The following is a 23,114-nucleotide window of genomic DNA, read 5'->3' as shown; positions in this document are numbered from 1 at the left end:
CGGACCAAGCGGGCCGCCGCTAGAGCGACGTGCGTCCATTTGGACGCACAAAGCCCGCTCTAGCACTTTTGAATCTGCGCATCGTGCTTTCCGAAAATCGATTCCGATTTTCGGGCCGATGCGCTAGGCCTCGAGGAAGTCCAGGGCCTTTTCCACGAAGGCGCCGTGATACTGGAAAATGGCCGTATGCCCGCCGTCCTCGTACAGGACCAGCTCGGCATTGGGAAAGCGCCGAGCCAGGTCGACGGAATTGCTGGTGGGCACCATTCTATCGTGATCGCCATTCACCACGAGGACCGGGTGCCGGATACGCGATAGGTCGGCAGGGCGCTCCTGGCCAAAGGCACGGACTGCCTTGAGCTGCTGGTTGAAGGCGCCGAGCGCGATGGGCTTGTCGCGGTCATTGGTCCGTTCCTTCAATCGCTGCAGAAACTCGCGCGCCGCCTTCTTGCCGTTGGGGCTTTGGGTGAAGAAGAGGTAGTTCTTTGGGTCCCTGATAGTCAGCACGGCGCGGATCATGTCGAAGATGGTGACGAACGTCACCCTGTCGATGCCGGTACCTCCGGCTGGGCCGGTTCCCGCGAGGATGATCTTGCGAACCAGATTAGGTTCCAGTTGAACAATCGCCTGGGCGATGAAGCCGCCAAGAGATAGGCCGAGCAGATCGACCTGTTCGAAACCGAGGGCGCGGATGAAGGCGATCGCGTCGCGGGCCATCGCCTCCACCGTGTTGGGAGTGGAGCCGCCTGATGCACCAACACCACGGTTGTCGAAGGTAATAACTCGCCGTTTTGCGGCAATGCCATCGACCACCCGGGGATCCCAATTGTCGAGAACCGCACTCAGATGGGTAAGAAAGATCACCGGTACCCCGGTTGTGGGTCCGAGCTCCCGGTAAGCGAATTTCGTACCGCCGACGTCGACCGTTGTCGTCGGCACGTCGCTGTGTTTGATGATCGCGGCAGGCCGCGATAGCTGATGCACGTTCATGATGGCTTCCTTCCTTCTGGCTTGCCGTTCTCGCGTGGCAGGAGCAGCGCCTTCGCCGCTACCGCGCCAGCCTCAAGAATGCGATCGGACAGTTCGGTTCCGTTCACCGCGCGCGACAGCTCAAGCGTGCCGATCAGGGTCGCATAGACACCGAACGCGACATCTTCGGGATCGCGGGCGTCGGGCGTGAGTTCGGCCGCCACCTGGCGTACGAGCTTGAGCAGGTGTTCGGCGTAAACCTGGCGCGTCTCGGCCGGCTCACGCGCAATTTCGGGCAACAGCGCGGCTGAAGCGCAACCTTTGCCGGGATTGTCGCGGTGGTCCGCCGACAGATACGCGTCGATGGCCATTGACAAGCCGCCGGCGGCCAACAGCTCTTGAATCTGGGTCGCCTGAACCTCCAGGGCGGCCGCCACGCTCTCACGCACAAGCGCCGCCTTGGACGGAAAGTGGGGATAGAAAGCTCCATTGGTCAGCCCCGCTTCGCCCATGATGCCGGCGAGACCTGATGCAGCGATGCCGTCGGAACGAAACCGTTCGGTCGCAACATCCATGATCCGCTGCCGCGATGCGTCTTTCCTGCCCTTCTCGTAGCGCATGTTTTTTCTCCTTCGATCAGCTATTGCATTACGATCATATTATCACTAAATGAACGTAATGCAATAGGGGCGCGTCACTCCGGGTCTCCTCAATTTGGGAAAGCAACAATGAAGGCCTTCATCGTCGATCGATACGCAAAGAACGCTCCCCTGCGGCTTGGAGAGGTTCCAGAGCCGGAAGTAGGGGAGAATGACGTGCTGGTGCAGATCCATGCCGCCAGCGTCAATCTGCTGGACTCCAAGATCAGGGACGGAGAATTCAAACTCATCCTGCCCTATCGCCGGCCCTTCGTTGCAGGCCACGACGTGGCCGGAACGGTCATTCGCGCAGGCTCGAAAGTCCGACAGTTCAAGCCGGGCGACGAGGTCTATGCGCGACCGCGCGACGGTCGGATCGGGGCTTTCGCCGAGTACATCGCCATTAATGATGCGGACGTGGCCCTGAAGCCGAAGAACCTCAGCATGGAAGAGGCTGCGTCCATTCCCCTGGTGGGGCTGACCGCTTGGCAGGCGCTGGTTGAAAGGGCGAAGCTGAAGAAGGGACAGAAAATCTTCATTCAGGCTGGTTCCGGCGGAGTGGGAACATTCGCCATTCAATTGGCAAAGCACCTCGGAGCGACGGTCGCCACGACAACCAGCGCGTCCAACGCGGATATGGTCAGGAATCTGGGCGCCGATGTCATCATCGACTACAAGAAGGATGACTTCGAGAAAGTCCTTTCGGGCTACGACGTCGTCCTGAACAGCCAGGACAACAAGACCCTCGACAAGTCCCTGCGTGTGTTGAAGCCAGGTGGTCTCGCCGTTTCGATCTCCGGTCCGCCCGATTCTGGGTTTGCCAGGGAGAAGGGTCTAAGTGTGGTGCTGAACCTGGTCATGCGCGTTTTGAGCGCCGGCATCAGGAGGCGGGCCAAACGCGCGGATGTCCGATATTCGTTCCTGTTCATGGCGGCCAATGGGGAGCAGTTGGCCAAAATCACGTCTCTCGTCGAGTCGGGCATCATCCGCCCGGTCATAGATCGGGTCTTCCCGTTTGAGCAGACCAATCAGGCCTTGGCCTACATCGAGCAGGGCCGCGCCAAGGGCAAGGTTGTCATCAAGGTGAAATAGCTTTGCAAGGCTTCAGGCGGCGCACCTTCGCTTCCGGCAATCCTAATGCCGCAGGATCTTGCTCAGGAAGGCGCGGCTGCGGTCGGTCTTGGGATGCGAGAAGAACTCGTCGGGCGTGCCGCTCTCAACGATGGCGCCGGCATCCATGAACACCACGCGCTGGGCGACCTTGCGGGCAAAGCCCATTTCGTGCGTCACCACCATCATGGTCATGCCTTCCTCGGCCACCGCGACCATGACGTCGAGCACTTCCGAGATCATCTCGGGGTCGAGCGCCGAGGTCGGCTCGTCGAACAGCATGATCTTGGGGCGCATGCCGAGGCAGCGGGCGATCGCCACGCGCTGCTGCTGGCCGCCGGAGAGTTGCGCCGGATAGGCGTTGACCTTGTCGGCAAGGCCGACCTTGGCAAGCAGCTCGCGCCCGGCCTTCTCGGCTTCAGCGCGCGGAATCTTGCGCACATGGATAGGCGCCAGCGTCACGTTTTCGAGCGCCGTCTTGTGCGGGTATAGGTTGAACGACTGGAAGACGAAGCCGATCTCGGTGCGCAGCCGCGTCATGTTGGTGGTGGGGTCGCCGAGGCGCTGGCCGTCGACCACCAGGTCGCCGTCGCGGATCGTCTCCAGCCCGTTGATGCAACGGATCAGCGTGCTCTTGCCCGAGCCGCTCGGGCCGCAGACGACGACCACTTCGCGCGGCTCGACGCTGAGCGTGATATCCCTCAGCACATTGAGCGTGCCGAACCATTTGTTGACGCCGCGAAACTCGATCATGCCGGTACCATTTTTGCTGCGGTTCGACGTCATAACTGCACCTCGCCATGGGCCGCACCCATGCGCTGCTCCAGCCGGCGGGCCAGCATGATCAGCGGATAGCAAACGATGAAATAGCCGAGGCCGACGAGGAAGAAGACCAGGAGGCCGTTCGGCACACGCTGCACCACCAGCCAGCCGACGCGGGTGAGGTCGGTGAGCCCGATGGCTGAAACGACCGAAGAATCCTTGATCAGCAGCACATACTGCCCGACCAGCGGCGGCAGCACGATGCGCATCGCCTGCGGCAGCACCACCTGGCGCATGCGCTGCCAACGCGACAGGCCGGAGGCCAGCGCCGCCTCGACCTGGCCGGTCGGCACCGATCGGATGCCGGCGACGACGATCTCGCAGATGAAGCAGGCGGCCAGATTGGTCAGCGCGATGATGCCGGCGGTGAAGGCGTCGAGCTCGATGCCAAGTTCCGGCAGGATGAAGAAGATCAGGAAGATCTGCACCAGGAACGGCGTGCCGCGGATCAGGTCGACCCAGGCGCCGATCACGCCGCTGATCAGGCGGTTGCCGCCGGTCCGCAGGATGCCGAGGCCAAAGCCGATCAGCGTGCCCAGCACCAGGCTGATCAGCGACAGCATCACGGTCATGCCGAGGCCGCGCAGGGCGAGGGGATAGCTGCCGGCGATGCTTTGCAGCTGCTGCCAGATCATGTCCGTGCCCCCGCTAGGCCGAGCCAGCGCCCGGACAGCGCCGCCAGTCCCTTCAGCCCGTAATAGAGCAGGAGGTAGAAGGCGGCGATGGTGATAAAGCCTTCCGCCGGCATGAAGCGGTCGGAGGCGAGCAATTGTCCGGCGCGCGTCAGCTCGGCGACCGCGACCAGCGACAGCAGTGCGGAATCCTTGACCAGCACGATCGCCTGTCCGAGCAGCGGCGGGATCGTCACCTTGAACGCCTGCGGCAGGATGACCAGGCGCATGCGCTGGACATAGGTCATCCCCGAAGCGACGCCGGCCTCGACCTGACCGCGCGGGATCGACAGGATGCCGGCGCGGATGATCTCGGCGACATAGGCGCCGCTGTTCAGCGACAGAGCGAGGATGCCGACGACGAGCTCAGGCAGGATGATGCCGAGCCGCGGCAGGCCGAAATAGAGGAAGTAGAGCTGCGCCAGCAAGGGGGTGGCGCGCACCGCGTCGATATAGGCTTTGGCCGGGATTCGGAACAGCCGCCCGCGCTGCAGGTTCATGGCGGCGAGCCCAATGCCGACGGCGAGCGCCCCGGCAAAGGAGAGGACAGACAGCCACACGGTCGTGACGAGGCCCTGCCCGAACAAGGGCAGATATTCGACGATGGTGCGGAAGCTGAAGTTTTCGAGCATCGCTGGACGGATTTCCCCCGGGCGAAACGGATTCCGGGCGGCTTCGCGGCGCCGGGGCGCGCGCGAAACCGCTCGGATCTATCGCTGCTTAGTGGTCTTTCTTCCAATCTTCGGAATTGACCCAGTAGTCGAGGTTCTTCTGCAGGCGGCCGTCGACGCTGACCTGGTCGAGGAACAGGTTCATCCAGACCAGCAGGTCCGGCTCGTCATAGCGGGTGGCGAAGGCAAGCGGTTCCTTCGACAGCAGGTCCGGCATGATGGTGAAGCTGCCGGCCGGATAGGCGGTCGACTGGCCTTTCACCGCCGAGACGTCATTGACGCCGCAATCGGCTTGGCCGTTGTTGACGGCGTCGAGCAGCAGCGGACCGCCGCCCTTGTAGCTCTTGATGTCGGCATCAGGGAAGGCGTTCTTGGCTTCCTTCTCGCCGGTGGCGCCGAGCAGCACGGCGATCTTGGTGCCCTTGGCCTTGCAGTCCTCGGTGGTCTTGAACTTGCTGTCAGCCTTGGTGAAGACGGTGCTGCCCGTATACATGTAAGGTTTGGTGAAGGCGACCTTCATGCCACGCGCCAGCGTCGGCGTCATGTCGGCGACCAGAAGATCGGCCTTGCCCGACAAAAGTGCCGGGATCAGCCCATCCCAGTCGAAGTCAAGGAAGGTGATCTTGACGCCCATCTCCTTGGCCATCAGCTCGGCGAGCTCGACCGAACTGCCGGTGCGTTCGCCGGCAGCACCGACGAGCGAGAAGGGCGGTCCCTGCGTCTGCACGGCGACGCGCAACTCGCCGCGCTTGGTGATCTCGTCGAGCGTTCCGGCGCTGGCTGCGGCAGTGAGGCCGGCGAGCGCAAGGCCTGCTATGAAAAGCTTGGCAATCTTCATTGGGCATTCCTCCTTGTTGTCGTTGTTGTTCCACTTTGTTGTTCCACCCCTTGGGGTGCTTTTTGAGCGGTAGCGCCGTTGCCGGCGGCGGCCACCGTTCGAAAATCCTTCAGTCCCAGTCGATCGTTTCGGATACCCGTATACCGCGCCGGGCCAATTCGTCGAGGAAGCGGCCGTCAGGCACATGCAGCAGCGGGTTGAGCAGGCCGGGCTCTGTGATTTCGCCCCGCGCCAGCATCTGCGCCACGATGCTTGCGGGATAGCCGACGCCGAGGCTCATGCCGAACAGGCCGGAGGCGAGATCGCGTTCGATGATCAGGTCCGATGTCACCGTCTTGCGGCGGCCGCCTTCACTGCCGGTAAAGACGTTGCGCATCACGCAAAGGTCCTTTTCGTCGGCGCCATATTGCAGTTGCGGCCCGAGCAGCCGGCCAAGAAATTCGCGTGGGCTGGCGCCGACGCCGGGCACCTTGTCTTCAGAGAGGAAGCCAAGCTCCTTCAGAGGCGCCCAGAACGCCGACCAGCCCGGCCAGCGCAGCGAATAGCGGCCGGAGCGCTGCAACCCCTTGGCGGCGGCAAGCATGCCGGCATAATGCGGTGCGTCGCCATTGGGGAAGGCTTCTAGGCTGCCCAGTCCTTCGACCTCGATCTGATGGATGAAAGGATTGTCGTGCTGGCGGCCGGCCGGCACCTCGACCCGTTGGCCGTCCTCGACCACCACGCTGTCGCGGTTCTGGCTCATCAGAACCATGTCGAAGTTCCAGCTCACCTTGTAGCATAGCGGCTTGGCCATCGCCTTCGGCTCGGGGATGCCACCGCAATAGGAATCGATCGCGGTGATGGCGTCGAACTGCTTTGCGGCGCGCGCGTAGAGCACGAGGTCGATGCCGGGGTCGAGCCCGCATTCGGTCATGATCGAGACGCCGGCCTTTTGTGCCGCCGGGGCAAGGTCGGCGATCGTCTTGCCGTAATTGGTGGTGACCAGCGGCGTGCGCGTCGCGATCGCCGCCTGCACCGCCTCGCGCATCAGCGGCTGCGGCAACAGGTCGATGGCGGCTTCGACACCCACCAGCACCTCCGCCAATACTGGACCGATCGCGCCTTCGGGCACGACGAAGCGCACGCGGTCAAGGTTGGTCAGGCCGCCAAGTCGGGCTGCCCCATCCGGCGCGGTATCGATGCAGACGACTTCTTCGACACCAGCGCTGGCGACGAGATCGGCGATCGCCGCCCGGCCTTGCAGGCCGAGGCCGCCGAGAACCGCGATCTTCATGGCATTTCCTTTCGGCCGGTTTCGTGCCGCCCAGTTTCGTCGCGCTTGCTCTCGTCCGACCAGCAGCCTTCCGGCAGGCTGACCCATTTGTTGCAGGAGGCCATGACGACGAAGGTCTCGCTGCGCACGACTTCCCCCGGCTCGCCCGCGCCGGGGATCAGCTCGCTGGTGACGCGGTAGAGGTCGGCGACATCGCCGGCCACCGTCACGTCGACGATGATGTCGAAGCGCCCGGTGACCACCGAGGCCGAGTTCACGAAAGGCAGCTCGCAGATACGCTGCGCCAGTTCCCGCGCCCGGCCGCGCCCCTGCGCATTGATGCCGACGATGGCCGAGATCAGCTCGGGACGCTCGGTCAGGTTGAGCAGGCCGACGATCTTGAGCAGGTTGCGGTCGAGCAGGTTGCGCAGCCGCATGCGCACCGTCGGGACGGAGACGGCCATCTTCTCGGCGAGGCGGTTGACGCCAAGCTGCGCATCCTGCGACAGCAGCTTGACCAGTCGCCGGTCGGTCTGATCGAGATGTTCCCGCAAACGCTCAGGCTTTCATAAAATGGAATTATCGAAGAAGTTTTCTTTCTGATATGAAAATAGCCTAGGGACTATTGTTCGAAACTGCAAGTGCGTTCAACCGCTTGTCAACAAGGCAGGATGGCAGGAAACTTGCAAAGCCGGGCAGCCCAGGTGGACATTACCGAGGCACGGGCTTCCCCTTGCTGTGTCTCGCCCATCGGCACCAAGCCTCAACCTGAACCAAAGGTCCTCCAAGCCCCGAAACGGAAGCTCAATGGCACAGAATATCTATGACAGGCCTGAATTCTTCGCCGGCTACAGCCAGATGGCACGCTCGGTTCACGGCTTGGACGGCGCACCCGAATGGCCGAAAATACGCGCACTGCTTCCCGATCTCGACGGTAAGCGCATTGTCGATCTCGGTTGTGGGTTTGGCTGGTTTGCCCGCTGGGCAAAGGCGCATGGCGCAAGGCATGTCCTTAGGCTGGACCTTTCCCGCAACATGATAGAACGGGCCAGAGCCGACACCAGCGACCCGGATGTCGACTATGTCATCGCCGACCTCGACCGCCTTGAACTGCCCCAGGCATCGTTCGACTTCGCCTACAGCTCGCTTGCCTTCCACTACATCGAGGATTTCGACCGGCTGGTGAAGACAGTGCATGATGCGCTCCTTCCAGGCGCGCACTTCGTCTTCACCATCGAGCACCCGATCTACATGGCACCGCCTCACCCAGGCTGGTCGGTCGATGTCGACGGCCGCAAGACGTGGCCGGTCAATCGCTATAGCGTGGAAGGTCCGCGTACCACCGACTGGCTCGCCAAGGGCGTGCTCAAGCAGCATCGCATGCTCGCAACGACGCTGAACGCGCTGATCGAAGCGGGTTTCACCATACGCCGGGTCGAGGAATGGCGCCCAACGGCCGATCAGGTCGCGCAGGCTCCTGATCTTACCGACGAACTGGAGCGGCCGATGATGCTGATTGTCGCGGCGCAACGTTGAGCGCCGTTTTGGTGGCGGCCTTGACGAGGCCGGTATCCCGGAAGTCGGGGGTTCTGCCAGTGCCGCAGCCGACCGAGGGCATTAACGCGGCTTCTGGATACCGGGAATGCCGCCGATCCGCTCGGCGAGAAAGTCGACCAGCAGCCGGACCCGGGCAATGCCCGCGCGCTCCGGGACGATCAGCATGCTCAGCGGTACGGGAGGCGGGGCGTAGTCCGGCAAGACCACTTCCAGCCGGCCGGCCCCCAGAAGATCGTCGACAAGCCAGTGATGGGCGGGCGCGATACCGCGTCCGGCGATGAGGGCCTCGCGCGCGGCAAGTCCATGGTCGACACGAAATCGGCCGCCAAAAGGCACCGCATGGCGTTCGCCCTCCGGCCCCTGCAGGGCGAGCGTGTCGCTTCCCGCGATGTTCGACATCCGGATGCCTTCATGGCCAGGCAGATCCTGCGGAACAGCCGGTCTGCCCCGCGCCGCCAGATAGGCTGGCGCGGCCACCAGCAGACGCCGGGACTGGCCGAGCGCCCGCAGCTTCATCGAGCTGTCGGTGAGCGGACCGAGGCGAAGTGCGATATCGACGCCCTCCCGCACAAGGTCGATGCGCTCGTCGGTGAGGCTGAGATCGATGCCGATGTCGGGATAGCGGTCCTGAAAGGCGAAGATCAGCCGGCTGATGTGCAAGACCCCGAGTGCCGCCGTGCAGGATATCCGGATCGTGCCGGCCGACGCGCCACGTGTGCCCCGCGCCTCCTCGCCGGCCTGCTCGACGAGGCGCAGGATCTGGACGGCGTCGGCATAGTAACGGCTGCCTTCATCGGTCATCGTGACACGCCGGGTGGTCCTGCTGAGCAAGGGCACGCCGACGGCGTCCTCGAGCTCGCGCAGATGCCGTGTGACCGTCGATTGCCCAACTCCGAGCTCGCGCGCCACCGCCGACAGGCTGCCGCGCTCGGCGACGCGAACGAAGGTGCGCATGCGCTCGAGGGTCACATCGGATCTATCCATTATTCGGCATAATCTTATGCATTGCCTAGATATAGCGGATCACCCCAGGGCTGGCTACCTTCAGCATTCATTGTCCTTCTTCGGAGCTGACCCATGAAAGTCCTGCTTGTTTTTGCTCATCCTGAACCGCGTTCGCTCAACGGCGCACTGCGTGACGTCGCCATCAGGGAACTCGAGGCCCAGGGCCACGAGGTGCGCATATCGGACCTCTATGCCGATGGCTGGAAATCCGAGGTGGACCGTGCCGATTTTCCGTCGTGGCCGCCCGAAGCACGCTTCCTGCCGGCTGGGGCCTCCAAAAAAGCTTTTGCTACCAACACTCTGACCGATGACGTTAAGGCGGAGATCGACAAGCTGCTGTGGGCCGACACGCTGATTCTCCAGTTCCCGCTGTGGTGGTACGCCATGCCGGCGATCCTCAAGGGCTGGGTCGATCGGGTGTACGCCTACGGCTTCGCCTATGGCGTCGGCGAGCATAGCGACAAGCGGTGGGGTGACCGCTTTGGTGAGGGAACGCTCGCCGGCAAGCGCGCGATGCTGATCGTGACCACTGGCGGCTGGGAAGAGCATTACTCCGCCCGCGGCGTCAACGGCCCGATCGACGACCTGCTGTTCCCGATCAATCACGGGATCCTTTATTATCCGGGTTACGACGTGCTTCCGCCGTTCGTGGTCTACAGAGTGGATCGTTTTGGGGAGGCCGATTTCGAGCCTGTCGCGGAGCGCCTGCGCGAAAGGATGCGGACGCTCGAGACAACCCGGCCGATTCCCTATCGGCAGCAGAATGGCGGGGGCTATCACATCCCGAGCATGCAGCTCCGCTCCGAACTGGGCGACCCGGGCGCCGCAGGTTTCGCGCTTCACGAGGACCGTGCCGGCGCCACCGCCAAGTCGGCGACGCCGCGTTCGACTTTGCGGGACGTGGCCTGACGCAAGGTCCCGAAAAAATCGGGCAAGGCGCCCGAAACCTATGGGATGAATCAGCGACCGGCCCGGAAGATCGCCACCGCCGCGGCCGTCAGTGCGGCGTTGCCTGATGCCGTAGTGCCGTCCGGAAGCGCCTTGCCGTCTTCCAGCCCGACACGCGTCGACCAGTTCCGCTCCGCCGCCCTGCGCACGAACGGCCACACCGTGGCGTCGGCGCCGTGCAGCAAGATGGCGCGACGCAGCCCGGCGCGGTCGAGCACCGCCGCGATACCGTCGCTGACCTCCAGTGCCACGTCCAGTTCCTGCTCCGATATCTCGATCAGGATGCGCAGCACCTGGCTGCCATGGTCGAGGCGGACCAGGCGCTCGGCGTCAGCGACGGAGGCGAGCCCGGCCTCGATGCCGATGCCGCGCTGGCGCAGTCTCTGCATGACCTCGGGCGCGGCCTTCTCGCTCAGATTGACGGAGGCATAGTCGGGCAACTCGGTCCAGCCGGCGATCGCCGCCAGCGTGCGCTCATCGTCGTTCTCGATCCAGGCGCCGGTCGATACGCCGATCAGCGTTCCTGGGCAGGCGCGGCGCAGCGTCAGCATGGTCGGGTCCATAGCCTCAGGCGCGAGGCTTTCGCGGCCATCGAGCCCGCGCGCATGGACATGCAGCTCGGCCGCACCGGCGGCCACGCAGGCGGCGCCGTCGCGCGCCATGGCGTCTACGTCAAGCGGCAGCTGCGGGTGGAAGTCGGCGCTGCGCGCGCCATTGATGCAGGTCTGGACGATCATGCGAGTGGCCCGGTTGCGGTTGCAGCCAGTCTAGCGCATGACCCTGAAAACCGGAATCGGGTCCGGCGCGCATTCCTGACAGACGGATACGGCCTGACCCAATGCAATCCGGCAGGATATGCCTCTATCATCTTGTTCAGTCACGATCTTGTTGGCAGGCGAGATATGGGTATTTGACGCATATTGGGAACTCAAGCAGCACTGCTGGGACCGGCTAGCTTGACGATCGTTGGCGAATGCTGCGGTATCCGGCCCCATGCCCGGCCGGCCGAAAGGATATTTGCGAATGAGTGAGCTCAAGGTCAGGACCCGACCGACCGGCGCGGTTGCCGTGCTGTCGCCGGGCAGCTTGCCCGTCGTCACCACGCCGACCGGCGGCATGGTCGACGTCGTGACCGGTGCCAGCGCGCCGGGCTTCAATCCGCTCGACCTTCTCTATGCCTCCGTGGCCGCCTGCATGGTGCTGAGCGCGCGCATCGCTGCCACGCGCATGGGTGTCGCTGCCAGCCTCGGCGAGGTCCGCGCCGATGTGAGCGGCGAAAAGGCGGCGGGCGACGTTTCCCGCATCGGCCAGCTCACGATCACACTCGACATATCGGGCGATCTCGACGAGGCCACGAAAAAGCGGATCGTCGAGGACGCCGAAACGATCTGCACGGTCAGCAACACGCTGTGTGAGACGCCCGAGCTTGTCACCACGCTCGCCGGCTGATCGCATCCTGATTGCCCAATTTCACGCATCCTCCGAGGCCGCCCATGGCACGCATTTCCCCGATCGACTATGACACCGCCTCGCCTGAAATCCGTGCGGCGCACGACGAGGAACTGCGCCTGCGCGGCCGGATGACGAACATGAAGCGCATCCTGCTGCATTCGCTGGCCGCCCATCGCATCTATGCCGAGTGGTTCACCTTGCGCGACCTGCTGCGACCGGATCTCGACGATCGCGCCATCTGGCTGTTTTCGCGGACGATTTCCGCGGCGTGCCGGGCCGAGGTGCCGGTGACCTTCTTTCGCCGCGCGCTGATCGATATGGGGCTCGATCCCGACAGCATCGAGCCGACAGCCGATGAAGCGCTGCTGATTGCCTTCGGCAAGGCCATCGCGACTGACGCCAATGCCATTCCCGATGAGATCTGGGCCGAACTGAAGGCCCGCTACGATGAGCCGCGGCTCGTCAACCTGGTCGCCTTCGCCGGCATCATGGTGGCGACGACCGTGTTCACCAATGCGGTGAGCGTCGACCTCGATCCGGAACTCAAAGCTTACCGCAAGAAGGCCTGAGGCAATCGAAGCCGCCGCGCTGGGCGACCTTTATCTGGAAAACTCGCTGCGCACGATGCCGTGGCGCTGGAGCTTGTCGTAGAAGGTCTTGCGAGGAATCCCCAGCGCTTCGATCGTGCGCCTGACGTCGCCCTCGTTGCGGCCAAGCGTCTCGCGGATGATGTCGGCCTCGTAACGCTCCAGCCGCTCCGGCAGCTTCATGGCGGCATCCGCCTGGGCTGGGGCAGGGGATGGTGTTCCGGCGTCTTCCTCCAATCCAAGCACAAGCCGCTCGGCGAAATGCGCGAGCTCGCGCACATTGCCTGGCCAGTCATGCTCCCTGAGATGGCGGTGCACCGCGGCCGGGACAGTCGGCACCGGGCGCCGGAAGCGGGCGGCGGCGCGCTCGGCGAAATAGAAGAACAGCAGGGCGACATCGTCGCGGCGCTCGCGTAGCGGCGGGATCGAGATCGTCACCACGTTGAGCCGGTAGTAGAGGTCCTCGCGGAACGTGCCGCGCTGGCGCGGATCGCCGAGGTCGACCTTGGCGGCCGCAACCACGCGCAGGTCGACCGGCCGCATTTCGTTGGTGCCGAGCGGGGTGACCTCGCGCATTTCCAGCACGCGCAGCATCTGCACCTGTGTCGAGACCGGCATGCTTTCGATCTCGTCGAGGAACAGCGTGCCGCCGCTGGCGTGCTCGATGCGGCCGATCCGCTTCTTCTGCGCGCCGGTGAAGGCGCCGGCCTCGTGGCCGAACAATTCGCTCTCGATGACCGTCTCCGGCAGCGTGCCGCAATTCAGCGCAACAAAATTGCCCCTGGCGCGGCGGCTCCAGCGATGCAGAAGGCTCGCCACCACCTCCTTGCCGGAGCCGGTTTCGCCGGTCACCAGCACGTCGACATCGGTGTCGGCGATCTGGCGCAGCGTGCGGCGCAGCCTTTCCATCGCCGGCGTCTGGCCGATCAGCGGCAAGCCGTCCTGCGCTTCTCCGGCCGCCTCGCGCAAGGCGCGGTTTTCCATCACCAGGCGGCGCTTTTCCACCGCGCGGCGCACGCTCTGCACCAGCCGGTCGGCGGCGAAGGGTTTTGTGATGAAGTCGTAGGCGCCGTCCTTGATCGCCTTGACCGCCATGGCGATGTCGCCATGCCCGGTGACCAGGATGACCGGAATGTCCGCGTCCAGCCGCAGGACGCGGTCGAAAAGCAGCAAGCCGTCGATTTCCGGCATCCTAATATCCGACACCACCACGCCGGCAAAACCGGCGTCGAGCCTGGCCAGCGCCTCGGCCGCCACCGAAAAAGCCGATACCGAAAAGCCGGCAAGCTCCAGCGTCTGCGCGGTGGCCCTCAAGAGATCGCTGTCGTCATCGATCAGGATGACCGGCGCTGCATTGTCGTTCGTCCATGCTGCCTTGGCCATTACGCTGCTTTCAAGAGATGGATGGTGAAGCGGGTGCCGCTGTCGTCGCTCGAAACCTCGATGCGTCCGCCATAATCGGCGACGATATCCTTCGAGATGACGAGGCCAAGGCCGAGGCCTTTTTCCTTGGAGGTGTTGAACGGCGTGAACAGCAACTTGAGAATGCCTGGCGGAATGCCCGGTCCGTTGTCGGACACGCCGACCGTCACGCCGTCCGCCGTCTCCTCGACCGAAACCCGCACCTTTGCGTCGTCGCGGCCCTCCAGCGCCTCCAGCGCGTTCTGGAAGAGGTTGATCAGCACCTGTTCGAGCCTGACCCGGTTGCCCATGACCTTGAGGGCAGGCGGCGGCAGGTCGATGGCCAGTGCGTCGAGCCGGCCGGCAAAGCGGCTTTTCAAGAGCACGACGGCGCCTTCGATGACGTCGCGCAATTCGACAGGTTCGGCGGCGGTGCGGCCCTTGCGGGCAAAGGCCTTCAATTCTTCGGTGATGGTGCCGATGCGTTCGGTCAGCGCGGCTATGGCGCCGAGGTTTTCCTCGGCCGGCGCTGTCTGCTTGCGGTCGAGGAAGGTGCGGGCGTTGTCGGCATAGGCGCGTATGGTGGCAACCGGCTGGTTGATCTCATGCGCGACGCCCGCGGCAACCTGGCCGAGGATGGCGAGGCGGTTCGCCTGGACGAGATCCTGCTGCACCACCTGCAGCTTGGCTTCGGTGCTGCGGTGACCTGATATCTCGGCCTGCAGCCGGTCGCGGGCGCGGCTCAGATCCTCGGTCCGTTCGACGACGCGGCGTTCGAGCTCGGTGCGCGCCGCCTGTTCGGCGGCGATCCGCATTTGTCCCGACTGCCGACGCCACAACAGATACGCAGCAAGGCCGAGCAACGGGACAACGACGCCGAGTGCAAGGAGCCGCATTTCACGGACCGCGGCGGCGATCGGCGCCTCGGCCGGAACGAGATAATCGAGCCGCCAGGGGGTCGAAGGGACCGGTGTGGAAAGCCTGAGATATTCCGCGTCGCTGCCGCCGGGCGTCACCGCGTGGACGATCGAGACGTCCGGGCTGAGTGCCTGGGGGCGCGTGATCGGCAGCGGCATCAGCGGTGCGTCGCCGAACTGCTGGCTGTTCTGAATGGCGGCAAGATCAGGCCCGGCCAGCGGCGTCGCCGTCATGAAGCGCCAGGACGGCACGCTGGTGATCAGGACGACGCCCTTCTCGTCGCTGACATAGGCCGGGCGGTTTGCCTCGTGCCAGTCGGTTTCGAGCTGATCGAATTCCGCCTTGACGACGACGACGCCGAGCGGGGCGGCAGCGTCGCCGACGCGGCGCGAGATGTAGAGGCCGGGACGCTTGCTGACATTGCCGAGCGCGAAATATTCGGCAGTGCCGGCCTGCATCGCGCCGGAGAAATAATCGCGGAACCGGTAGTCGTTGCCGACGAAGCTGATCGGCTCGCGCCAGTTGCTGGAGGCGATCGCCAGCCCGTCGGTGCCGATGACATAGAGCACCGAAGCCTTTGTGCCGGAGACCAGCCCTTCGAGCTTGCGGTTCAGCACATCGATTGCAGCAGCACTTTTCTGTGACAGCGCATCGCGCACCTGCTGGTCTTCCGACAAAAGCAGGGGCAGGGCGCGCGGGCTTTCCAGCACGGCTCGTAGCAGCGCGACCTTCAGATTGGCGTCGGTGCGGCCTTGCGCCGCCAGTGTCCCGAGCTCGGTGGTGCGGCCATAGAGGCCGGCGCCGTAAAGTGCGGCCGTGGCGATCGCAAGGACGATGGCCGCAAACAGCAGCCAGGCACGGCGCGCTCGCCTGCCGAGTTGCTCGGGCGTCGACGGCAAGGCAGCGGCGGGGCGTTGCAGCATCACCCATTTGTGCATGATTTCGCACAAAGCACAATTCGGCTATGCGAATATCCGCACTTTCTGTGCGCGAGACGAAACCTTGGGTCCGAGAGTATTCAATAAAATCAAACGGTAGGCTCTTTTCCGCGCACTTGGCACGGCAGTTGCAAACACGAATTCAGCGGTCGTGAGGCTGCTGGGGGTGGTCAATGCAATTGCTCCGGGAGGTCGAGCTTTCGATCGGAGCACAATGGAGGACGTCATGCAGACAGCATTCGCTGCCGCCGAGCCGCGCGGCAAACTTCCCTTCTACCGGCATCTCTATGTGCAGGTGCTGGCGGCGATCGCCGCCGGCGTGCTTCTCGGCCATTTCTATCCCGAAACCGGTGAGGCGATGAAGCCGTTCGGTGACGCCTTCATCAAGCTGGTGAAGATGGTGATCGCGCCGGTGATCTTCCTGACGGTGGCGACCGGCATTGCCGGCGTTTCCGACCTGCAGAAGGTCGGCCGCGTCGCCGGCAAGGCGATGATCTATTTCCTGGTGTTCTCGACGCTGGCGCTTGTCGTCGGTCTCGTCGTGTCCAATGTCGTCCAGCCCGGCGCCGGCATGCACATCAATCCGGCCACGCTCGACGCCACGAAGGTGACGGGCTACGCCGAGAAGGCGCATGACACCACCATCGTCGGCTTCCTGATGAACATCATCCCCGACACCATCACCGGCGCTTTCGCAAAGGGCGACATCCTGCAGGTGCTGTTCTTCTCGGTGCTGTTCGGCGTTGCCTTGGCCATGGTCGGCGATCGCGGCCGTCCGGTCGTCGATTTCCTGCAGGCGCTGACCACGCCGATCTTTCGCCTCGTCGCCATCCTGATGAAGGCCGCGCCGATCGGCGCCTTCGGCGCCATGGCCTTCACCATCGGCAAATACGGCATCGGCTCGATCGCCAACCTCGCCATGCTGATCGGCACATTCTACCTCACCGCGCTGCTGTTCGTGCTGGTGGTGCTTGGCGCAGTTGCCCGCTACAACGGCTTCTCAGTCCTGGCGTTGATCCGCTACATCAAGGAGGAGCTGCTGCTGGTTCTCGGCACCTCGTCCTCGGAAGCGGCATTGCCGGGCCTGATGGCCAAGATGGAGCGTGCCGGCTGCAACCGCTCGGTGGTCGGGCTGGTCATCCCGACCGGCTACTCCTTCAACCTCGACGGCACCAACATCTACATGACGCTGGCCGCGCTGTTCATCGCGCAGGCGACCGACACGCCGCTCACCTTCGGCGACCAGATCCTGCTGCTCGCCGTCGCCATGCTGAGCTCCAAGGGTGCCGCCGGCATCACCGGCGCCGGCTTCATCACGCTGGCCGCGACGCTTTCGGTGGTTCCCACCGTGCCGGTTGCCGGCATGGCGCTGATCCTCGGCGTCGACCGCTTCATGTCGGAGTGCCGGGCGCTGACCAACTTCGTCGGCAACGCGGTGGCGACCGTGGTCGTGGCGCGCTGGGAAGGGGAACTCGACCAGACCAAGTTCGCTGCCGCAATGGCCGGCGACTTGCCCGAGGAAGCCGACCTGTCGCTGCCCGGGCTGCAGCCCGCCTGACCGTTCAGGTCTGCATGGTCATAGCCCGAAGCCGGCTTGCCGCCGGCTTCGGGCTAGCTGCCGCCAATCTCCAACATCCGCGATTATCCACAGGCCACGCCGCTGCGCGCCTGCCTCGATGTAACAGGCTTGTGAGCCTTGTTCTTGGCGCGGGGCTTGTCCCAGCCGTATTTGAAGGCCAGTATCCGCCATGCCTTCAAGGCGCTCGTCCACTTCGATCCCGACCTGATCGCGACCGAAGGCGAGACATTTCCGTCGGGCTCGGTTGCGACCGGCCGAAACCGTCGGAGCTTTTGCTGCCGCCAACCGCAACCTTGACCAAGGCGGCAGCCTCGAAGGCAATCGCGGCCTCAATACGAAGTCGCAAGAGACGTGACCCGTCTCCTGACGGAAGGCGCAGGCTTTCCTCTCAGGAACTCGTCGCGCTTGAAGAGGGGGGCGGCCCGTGAGCGGGCTTTGCCGAAACCAAAGCAAGATGCGAGGTCAAACGCGATGCAGTCTGTACCGAGGACTCCGGTATCCATCATCATCCCGAACTACAATTACGCGCGTTTCCTCAAACGCAGCATCGACAGCGCCCTGGAGCAGGACTACGCGGACGTCGAAGTCATCGTCGTCGACGATGCATCGCAGGACAATTCCACGACAATCATAGAATCATACCGCGACGAGATCGTCGCGTGTCCGCGAGCGCAAAATGGCGGGCATGCGGCCGCATTCAACACCGGCTTTGCGGCAAGCTCCGGCAAGATCGTCCTCTTCCTCGACGCCGACGACTACCTCTATCCGACCGCCGTTTCCACGATCGTCGACACCTGGGATGCGGCAACGGCCCAGGTGCAGTCCAGGCTGCATATCGTCGACGAGCGGCAACGCATCAAGGACGTCTTTCCGCCGCCCGAATTGCCCTTCGACAGCGGCGACGTCATGCCGAAGCTGCTGCACAAGGGCCGCTATCAGACAACCGTGACCAGCGGGCTGGCCTTTGACCGCGCAACCCTGGAATCGATCATGCCGATTCCGGAGCCGGAGTTTCGTCAGGGCGCTGACGGCTATCTTGCAACCCTGGCGCCCATGTACGGGCACGTCCAGTCCATCGAGGAATGCGTCGGCGCATACCGGATCCACGGCGCCAACCATTCGGTCTTCGGTGAAAAGCTCGCCGAGCGGGCGCGCTGGAGGGTAACCCACGATTTCCGCCGCATGCAGGCGCTGTCGGACCAAGCCTCGGGGATCGGCCTGACCATTGTGCCGTCCGAGGCTGTCCGCCACGATCCGGTCCACCTGGAAGAGCGACTGGCATCGCTGTGCGCAGACAGGCTACTGCACCCCGTGGCCGACGATTCCCGGCTGGCGCTCGGGGCGGCCGGCGCCGTCGCCAGCCTCGAAATGACAGCGTCCCTGCGACGGCGCGCCGTGCTTGCCGCGTGGTTCCTGTCGGTCGGGGTGTTGCCGCGGAAAATGGCGACGGCGGTGCTGTCGTGGAAGCTTGACGCGTCGTCGAGGCCGGCATTCCTTAGCCGTCTGTCCAAGACTATCCGCCACGCCATGGGATAGGGCGACGCCGTAATATAGCCGCCAACTATCCGGCTCTGTTCGGCGGCTCACTCGACCAGAACATGCGCCTCCCGCGCGGCTCCGACAAACGCATCCCTGGCGATTTCGGCTGAAACATCGCCGCTCATGGCCCGGCGGCATGCGCGCAGCGCTGAGCTGTGTTGCAGACTGCCCGCATCCCGCCAATGGCCCGCCAGTAGTTCTACTGCCTGCTGTGCGCTCAAGATGTGTCGGGTCGCGCCGGCAATGCCGACCGAAACTGACACCGGCCTGGAAAACCATCCTTGATTCATGGTGAAGCCCCTGCTGTCGAACACCCTAAAACGCATCCGATGGCACAAGGTTTCCTTGTCACCAATCACCACGGCGTGAACCCGGTGATGGAGACGTCGCCCGCTGTTCCATCTCGGAAAGACAATCGGCGACGGCACTGCGATCTGACAGGGGCAGGCCGGCTATGATGCCTGGTATGCGGAGCGTGAATGTGGACTCGCGATTCCTGGTCATCTATCCTTGCCCCATGTGTGGACGGGTCCACTAGCAGAATGTTCCTTGCCGGCTCCTGATCCACGAAGCGACGGGTAGTGAGGCGTCTTCTTTGATTTCCGGAGCTGACGATGCTCGATCCAGAAAAGGCCAGGGCCGCGTCCCAGTTGTTGGTGAGCCATTGGGAGAAGGGCACCCGTCTCGACGCCATACCCCAGGAGTTACGGCCACAAACGCGGATCGAAGGTTACGCTATCCAGTCGCATGTGATGGATCGTTCGGCGGCTCCGCTTTTCGGTTGGAAGATTGCCGCAACCAGTCTGGCCGGACAAAGGCACATCAACGTCGACGGCCCGATGGCCGGGCGTCTCCTGGCTGAAAAAGAGATTGAGGTCGGTGGGGCCATTTCCCTGGCGACGAGCAAGATGCGCGTGGCCGAGATCGAATTCGCTTTCCGTTTCGGCCGCCAACTGCCGCCTCGTCCAGCACCCTATGAAATCGCTGAGGTGATGGATGCCGTAGCGGCCTTGCACCCCGCGATCGAAATACCGGACTCACGATACGACGATTTCTGCGCAGTCGGGGCGCCGCAGCTCATAGCGGACAACGCCTGTGCCAACCTGTTCGTCATCGGCCAAGCTGCAGAAGACGATTGGCGCGACGTGGATCTCGCGAAGCACCCGGTGGTCGCTTTCGTTTCTGGAAAGTCGCAGCATAACGGAACGGGGGCAGCTGTATTGGGCGATCCTCGGATTGCGCTCACATGGATCGTCAATGAACTGTCGGGCCTGGGCATAGCACTCCAGCCGGGACAGATGGTGATAACCGGCACCTGTGTGACGCCGATAAGCGTCGAGGCCGGTGACAAAGTCACCGGCGATTTAGGCAGGTTTGGCCGCGTCTCGGTGAGTTTTGTCTAAGGCGCCCCGCGCAGCCTGACCACAACACTGCGCACCACAAGCACCAGCACCGTGATGATGATCAGGATCACCGAGAGTGCTGCGATCGCCGGGTCGATGTTGTCGCGCAGGCCCATCCACATCAGCCTTGGCAGCGTGATGGCGTTGACCGAGGTGATGAACAGGGTGACGCCGATCTCTTCCCATGAGAGCACGAAGGACAGCAGGGCTGCGGTGATGATGCCGAACTTGATATTGGGCATGATGATGCGGGTGGCGCGCTCCCACACCGTGGCGCCGAGGCCGCGTGCGGCAAGGTCGATACGCCGGTCGAGCTGGCTTAGCGACACCAGGATCAGCACCGTGGCGAAGGGCACCGTCATCACCGCATGCGCCATGGCGACACCGAGCCAGGTGTCATAGCCGAAGAACGAGCTGACGCCGGAAATCGAGGTCAAAAGAAAGTAGAGCGTTATTGCCGAGACCACCGGCGGCACCACCATCGGCAGCAGCACGAAGCCGACGAGTGCGGCGGTGAAGCGCGGCTGGAACATCCACACACCAAGGCTGAAGCAGAGCGCCAGCACGGTGGAGAAAGCGCTGCTGACGACGCCGATCCTGATCGAGAGCAGGATCGAGTTGATCCAGCGCGGATCCTCGATCAGCGCCCGGTAGTGGCGCAGCGACAATTCGCCCGACGGCATCGCCAGCATGCGGGTCGGCGTCAGCGACACCGGTATGACGGCAAGCAGCGGCAACAGCAGGAACAGCGCAACCAGGCCGGCGAGGATCAGCGAGACGGGGCCGGGGCGGTAAGTGGGCATCAGATCAGCTGCTTCGGTCTGACATAGCGGAACAGCAGCGCCATCAGCGCGCCGACGAACAGCACCAGCACGACGCTGATCGCAGCACCCAGGCCCCAGTCCGGGCTCTGGAAGATGCGGAGATAGATCAGCTCGGCGATCATCACGCTGCGGCCGCCGCCGAGGATCGCCGGCGTCACGAAGAAGCCGAGTGAAAAGACGAAGACGATCAGCGCCGAGCCGATGATGCCGGAGCGGGTCATCGGCACGAAAACCGACCAGAAGGTGCGCATGCGGCTGGAGCCGAGGCCGCGCGCCGCCAGCAGCACGCGGTCGTCGAGGCTGCGCATGGAAGACGCCAGCGGAAACACAGCGAAGGGAATGAGGAAATGCGTCATGCCGACGATGACGCCGAACTCGTTGCGCACCAGCGTCAGCGGTTCTGAGATGAAGCCGATCGCCTGCAGCCAGGTGTTGAACAGGCCGCGATTGGAAAGCAGCGCCACCCAGCCGAAGGCGCGCGTCAGCACCGAGATCCAGAACGGCACCAGTATGCAGAACTCGGCGACCACGCGCTGCGCCGGCGTGCCGCGCACCCACACCACGGTGATGGCGTAGGCGGCGGCAACCGAAACAATCGTGACGATCGCCGCGATGCGCAGCGTGCGGACAAATACCGACTGCACCAGCGGGTCGCTAAGCAGCGTGCCATACTGGCCGAGCCCCGGCTCGGGCAGCGTGAAGCTCCAGTTCACGACGCCGAAGAATGGCCAGGCATAGGCGGCGCCAAGGAATAGGAGCAGCGGCGCCATCAACAGCGCCGCGCCCATCCTGTCGGAGAAGTATGCTTTCATCTCGGCCCGGTTTCCCCCGGCCTATCAGGCGGAGATGATCTTCGTGTACTCGTCGAGCGCGGCCCCGTAGTTCTTGGCGTACCACTCCATGTCGAGCGCGATCTGCTTTTTCATGTTTTCGGGGTCGACCGGGTTGATGCGCTTCTTGTCGGCGGGGATCAGCGCGTCGGTCGCCGGATTGGCCGGACCCTGGCCGAGCTTGTCGAACATAATGAGCTGCTTTTCCGGATCCTGGGCGCTGGCGATGAACTTCATCGCCGCGTCCTTGCCGCCGGGATTGCCCTTGAGCACGGCGAGCGCGCCGGGCGAGATCAGGCCCTGGTCCCAGATGAACTTGATCTTGCCGCCGGAATCCTGCTCGATCAGCGAGGCCCGGGTCGACCAGACGATCGCCATCGAGGCCTCGCCGTCGAGCAGCACGCTCTGGCTTTCGGCGCCGCCGCCCCAATAGGCGACGACATTCTCCTTGAAGGCGGCGATCTTGTCATGCGCGCGCTTGAGGTCGAGCGGGTAGAGCGAGGCCGGTGCGATGCCGTCGGCCAAAAGAGCGGCTTCCCAACTCGACACGCCCCATTTGTAGAGCGAGCGCTTGCCGGGGAATTTCGCCACGTCGAAGAAATCGGCCATGCCGGTCGGCGCCTGGCTGCCGAATTTCTCGGAATCGTAGGCGATGACATAGGAGAAGAAATAGGTCGAGGCGGCGTGCTCCCAGCCGAAGCCCTCGCGCATCTTCTTCTTGTCGACGATCGAATAGTCGATCGGCTCGAGCATGCCCTGCGCACCGAGCGTGATGGCCGAGAACGGATCGACGTCGACCAGGTCCCAGGTCGGAGCGCCGCTCTTGAACTGCGCGGCGATAGCGCCTTCGGTCGGGCCGGAGCCGTCCATCTTGACGGTGATGCCGGTCTCCTTGGTGAAAGCCTGGCCATAGGCCGCATCATAGGCGGTGATGGCGTCGCCGCCCCAGTTGACCAGCACCAGTTGCTTGGCTTGCGCGAAGGCACCGGTCGAGCGCAGCAGCATCGGCGTGCCGGCCAGCACGAGTGCAGCCAGCTGCGTGAACTGCCGACGCGAGATTTCGCCGCGCGCCGCCCTGGCGGACAGCGTCTCGATGGAATGTTTCTTGGTTTCATTTGTCATGTCAGTTCCCCTTTTTTTGTCGTTGATATTTCCCGAAAGT

24 protein-coding genes are annotated in these 23,114 nt (G+C 63.8%); 8 read left to right on the top strand and 16 right to left on the bottom strand.

Annotated elements, in window-relative coordinates:
* Positions 1-123: 123 nt before the first annotated feature.
* Both EOC94_RS20320 and EOC94_RS20315 read right to left on the bottom strand, forming a co-directional pair.
* The gene (locus EOC94_RS20320; RefSeq protein WP_127293012.1) at positions 124-990 is read right to left on the bottom strand and encodes an alpha/beta hydrolase; all 867 of its coding nucleotides are present in this window, start codon (positions 988-990) and stop codon (positions 124-126) included.
* Positions 987-1,589, bottom strand: coding sequence for a TetR/AcrR family transcriptional regulator (locus tag EOC94_RS20315; RefSeq protein ID WP_127293010.1), 603 nt, complete (start codon positions 1,587-1,589; stop codon positions 987-989). The genes EOC94_RS20320 and EOC94_RS20315 overlap by 4 nt, the downstream gene beginning before the upstream one ends.
* A gap of 108 nt (positions 1,590-1,697) precedes the next feature.
* Here EOC94_RS20315 and EOC94_RS20310 point away from each other — a divergent pair, with 108 nt between their 5' ends.
* Positions 1,698-2,699, top strand: coding sequence for an NADP-dependent oxidoreductase (locus EOC94_RS20310; RefSeq protein ID WP_127293008.1), 1,002 nt, complete (start codon positions 1,698-1,700; stop codon positions 2,697-2,699).
* 42 nt (positions 2,700-2,741) lie between these two features.
* Here EOC94_RS20310 and EOC94_RS20305 read toward each other — a convergent pair whose 3' ends face one another.
* The 6 genes from EOC94_RS20305 to EOC94_RS20280 form a co-directional block, all read right to left on the bottom strand.
* A complete protein-coding gene (locus tag EOC94_RS20305) occupies positions 2,742-3,470 on the bottom strand; it encodes an amino acid ABC transporter ATP-binding protein (RefSeq protein WP_127293006.1) in 729 nt (242 codons plus the stop codon).
* Between the two features lie 29 nt (positions 3,471-3,499).
* On the bottom strand, positions 3,500-4,174 hold the full coding sequence (locus EOC94_RS20300) for an amino acid ABC transporter permease (RefSeq protein WP_127293004.1): 675 nt from the start codon (positions 4,172-4,174) through the stop codon (positions 3,500-3,502).
* Positions 4,171-4,842 (bottom strand): amino acid ABC transporter permease, encoded by a 672-nt coding sequence (locus EOC94_RS20295; protein WP_127293002.1) that lies wholly within the window; start codon positions 4,840-4,842, stop codon positions 4,171-4,173. Before EOC94_RS20295 ends, EOC94_RS20300 begins: the two co-directional genes overlap by 4 nt.
* An 88-nt stretch (positions 4,843-4,930) precedes the next feature.
* Positions 4,931-5,719, bottom strand: a complete 789-nt coding sequence (locus EOC94_RS20290) for an ABC transporter substrate-binding protein (protein ID WP_127203944.1) — start codon at positions 5,717-5,719, stop codon at positions 4,931-4,933.
* 109 nt (positions 5,720-5,828) lie between these two features.
* Positions 5,829-6,992: a saccharopine dehydrogenase C-terminal domain-containing protein gene (locus tag EOC94_RS20285; protein ID WP_127293000.1), complete on the bottom strand. Its 1,164-nt coding sequence runs from the start codon at positions 6,990-6,992 to the stop codon at positions 5,829-5,831.
* Entirely contained in the window at positions 6,989-7,525 is a 537-nt protein-coding gene (locus tag EOC94_RS20280; protein ID WP_127292998.1) for an Lrp/AsnC family transcriptional regulator, read from the bottom strand. The genes EOC94_RS20285 and EOC94_RS20280 overlap by 4 nt, the downstream gene beginning before the upstream one ends.
* 253 nt (positions 7,526-7,778) lie before the next feature.
* Here EOC94_RS20280 and EOC94_RS20275 point away from each other — a divergent pair, with 253 nt between their 5' ends.
* The gene (locus tag EOC94_RS20275; RefSeq protein ID WP_127292996.1) at positions 7,779-8,507 is read left to right on the top strand and encodes a class I SAM-dependent methyltransferase; all 729 of its coding nucleotides are present in this window, start codon (positions 7,779-7,781) and stop codon (positions 8,505-8,507) included.
* Between the two features lie 81 nt (positions 8,508-8,588).
* Here the strand turns inward: EOC94_RS20275 and EOC94_RS20270 are convergent, their stop codons facing one another.
* Complete coding sequence (locus tag EOC94_RS20270; RefSeq protein WP_127292994.1) at positions 8,589-9,512, bottom strand: LysR family transcriptional regulator; 924 nt, start codon at positions 9,510-9,512, stop codon at positions 8,589-8,591.
* 93 nt (positions 9,513-9,605) lie between these two features.
* On the opposite strand from EOC94_RS20270, the gene EOC94_RS20265 reads away from it, so the two are divergent.
* Positions 9,606-10,442 (top strand): NAD(P)H-dependent oxidoreductase, encoded by an 837-nt coding sequence (locus EOC94_RS20265; RefSeq protein ID WP_127292992.1) that lies wholly within the window; start codon positions 9,606-9,608, stop codon positions 10,440-10,442.
* Between the two features lie 50 nt (positions 10,443-10,492).
* On the opposite strand, the gene EOC94_RS20260 is transcribed toward EOC94_RS20265, so the two are convergent.
* A complete protein-coding gene (locus EOC94_RS20260; RefSeq protein WP_127292990.1) occupies positions 10,493-11,218 on the bottom strand; it encodes a 3-keto-5-aminohexanoate cleavage protein in 726 nt (241 codons plus the stop codon).
* A 286-nt stretch (positions 11,219-11,504) separates the two neighbouring features.
* Here EOC94_RS20260 and EOC94_RS20255 point away from each other — a divergent pair, with 286 nt between their 5' ends.
* Both EOC94_RS20255 and EOC94_RS20250 read left to right on the top strand, forming a co-directional pair.
* Positions 11,505-11,930 carry an OsmC family protein gene (locus EOC94_RS20255; RefSeq protein ID WP_127292988.1) on the top strand — a complete coding sequence of 142 codons (426 nt, stop codon included), beginning with the start codon at positions 11,505-11,507 and terminating at the stop codon, positions 11,928-11,930.
* Positions 11,931-11,974: 44 nt separating this feature from the next.
* A complete protein-coding gene (locus EOC94_RS20250) occupies positions 11,975-12,502 on the top strand; it encodes a hypothetical protein (RefSeq protein ID WP_127292986.1) in 528 nt (175 codons plus the stop codon).
* 30 nt (positions 12,503-12,532) lie between these two features.
* Here the strand turns inward: EOC94_RS20250 and EOC94_RS20245 are convergent, their stop codons facing one another.
* On the bottom strand, positions 12,533-13,903 hold the full coding sequence (locus EOC94_RS20245) for a sigma-54 dependent transcriptional regulator (RefSeq protein WP_127292984.1): 1,371 nt from the start codon (positions 13,901-13,903) through the stop codon (positions 12,533-12,535).
* Entirely contained in the window at positions 13,903-15,777 is a 1,875-nt protein-coding gene (locus EOC94_RS20240) for a sensor histidine kinase (RefSeq protein ID WP_127292982.1), read from the bottom strand. Before EOC94_RS20240 ends, EOC94_RS20245 begins: the two co-directional genes overlap by 1 nt.
* Before the next feature lie 214 nt (positions 15,778-15,991).
* Here EOC94_RS20240 and EOC94_RS20235 point away from each other — a divergent pair, with 214 nt between their 5' ends.
* Together EOC94_RS20235 and EOC94_RS20225 are read left to right on the top strand one after the other, a co-directional pair.
* Positions 15,992-17,335, top strand: coding sequence for a dicarboxylate/amino acid:cation symporter (locus tag EOC94_RS20235; protein WP_126105577.1), 1,344 nt, complete (start codon positions 15,992-15,994; stop codon positions 17,333-17,335).
* A gap of 492 nt (positions 17,336-17,827) precedes the next feature.
* A complete protein-coding gene (locus EOC94_RS20225; protein WP_127292978.1) occupies positions 17,828-18,892 on the top strand; it encodes a glycosyltransferase family 2 protein in 1,065 nt (354 codons plus the stop codon).
* A gap of 47 nt (positions 18,893-18,939) precedes the next feature.
* Here the strand turns inward: EOC94_RS20225 and EOC94_RS20220 are convergent, their stop codons facing one another.
* Positions 18,940-19,185 (bottom strand): DUF982 domain-containing protein, encoded by a 246-nt coding sequence (locus tag EOC94_RS20220; protein ID WP_126107400.1) that lies wholly within the window; start codon positions 19,183-19,185, stop codon positions 18,940-18,942.
* A gap of 324 nt (positions 19,186-19,509) precedes the next feature.
* On the opposite strand from EOC94_RS20220, the gene EOC94_RS20215 reads away from it, so the two are divergent.
* Positions 19,510-20,298: a fumarylacetoacetate hydrolase family protein gene (locus EOC94_RS20215; protein ID WP_127203953.1), complete on the top strand. Its 789-nt coding sequence runs from the start codon at positions 19,510-19,512 to the stop codon at positions 20,296-20,298.
* On the opposite strand, the gene EOC94_RS20210 is transcribed toward EOC94_RS20215, so the two are convergent.
* Genes EOC94_RS20210 through EOC94_RS20200 form a run of 3 tightly spaced genes read right to left on the bottom strand, consistent with a single transcriptional unit; the run spans position 20,295 to position 23,074 of the window.
* The gene (locus EOC94_RS20210) at positions 20,295-21,101 is read right to left on the bottom strand and encodes an ABC transporter permease (RefSeq protein WP_126105581.1); all 807 of its coding nucleotides are present in this window, start codon (positions 21,099-21,101) and stop codon (positions 20,295-20,297) included. The genes EOC94_RS20215 and EOC94_RS20210 overlap by 4 nt on opposite strands.
* Positions 21,101-21,934: an ABC transporter permease gene (locus tag EOC94_RS20205; RefSeq protein WP_127292976.1), complete on the bottom strand. Its 834-nt coding sequence runs from the start codon at positions 21,932-21,934 to the stop codon at positions 21,101-21,103. The genes EOC94_RS20210 and EOC94_RS20205 overlap by 1 nt, the downstream gene beginning before the upstream one ends.
* Positions 21,935-21,958: 24 nt before the next feature.
* Positions 21,959-23,074: an ABC transporter substrate-binding protein gene (locus EOC94_RS20200; RefSeq protein ID WP_127292974.1), complete on the bottom strand. Its 1,116-nt coding sequence runs from the start codon at positions 23,072-23,074 to the stop codon at positions 21,959-21,961.
* Between the last annotated feature and the right edge of the window lie 40 nt (positions 23,075-23,114).

It is taken from the genome of Mesorhizobium sp. M6A.T.Ce.TU.016.01.1.1 (genome assembly GCF_003997065.1).
GTDB classification, from domain to species: domain Bacteria; phylum Pseudomonadota; class Alphaproteobacteria; order Rhizobiales; family Rhizobiaceae; genus Mesorhizobium; species Mesorhizobium mediterraneum.
Note: the sequence above shows the minus strand (reverse complement) of the source record. Positions and strands in the feature narration are given on the sequence as shown.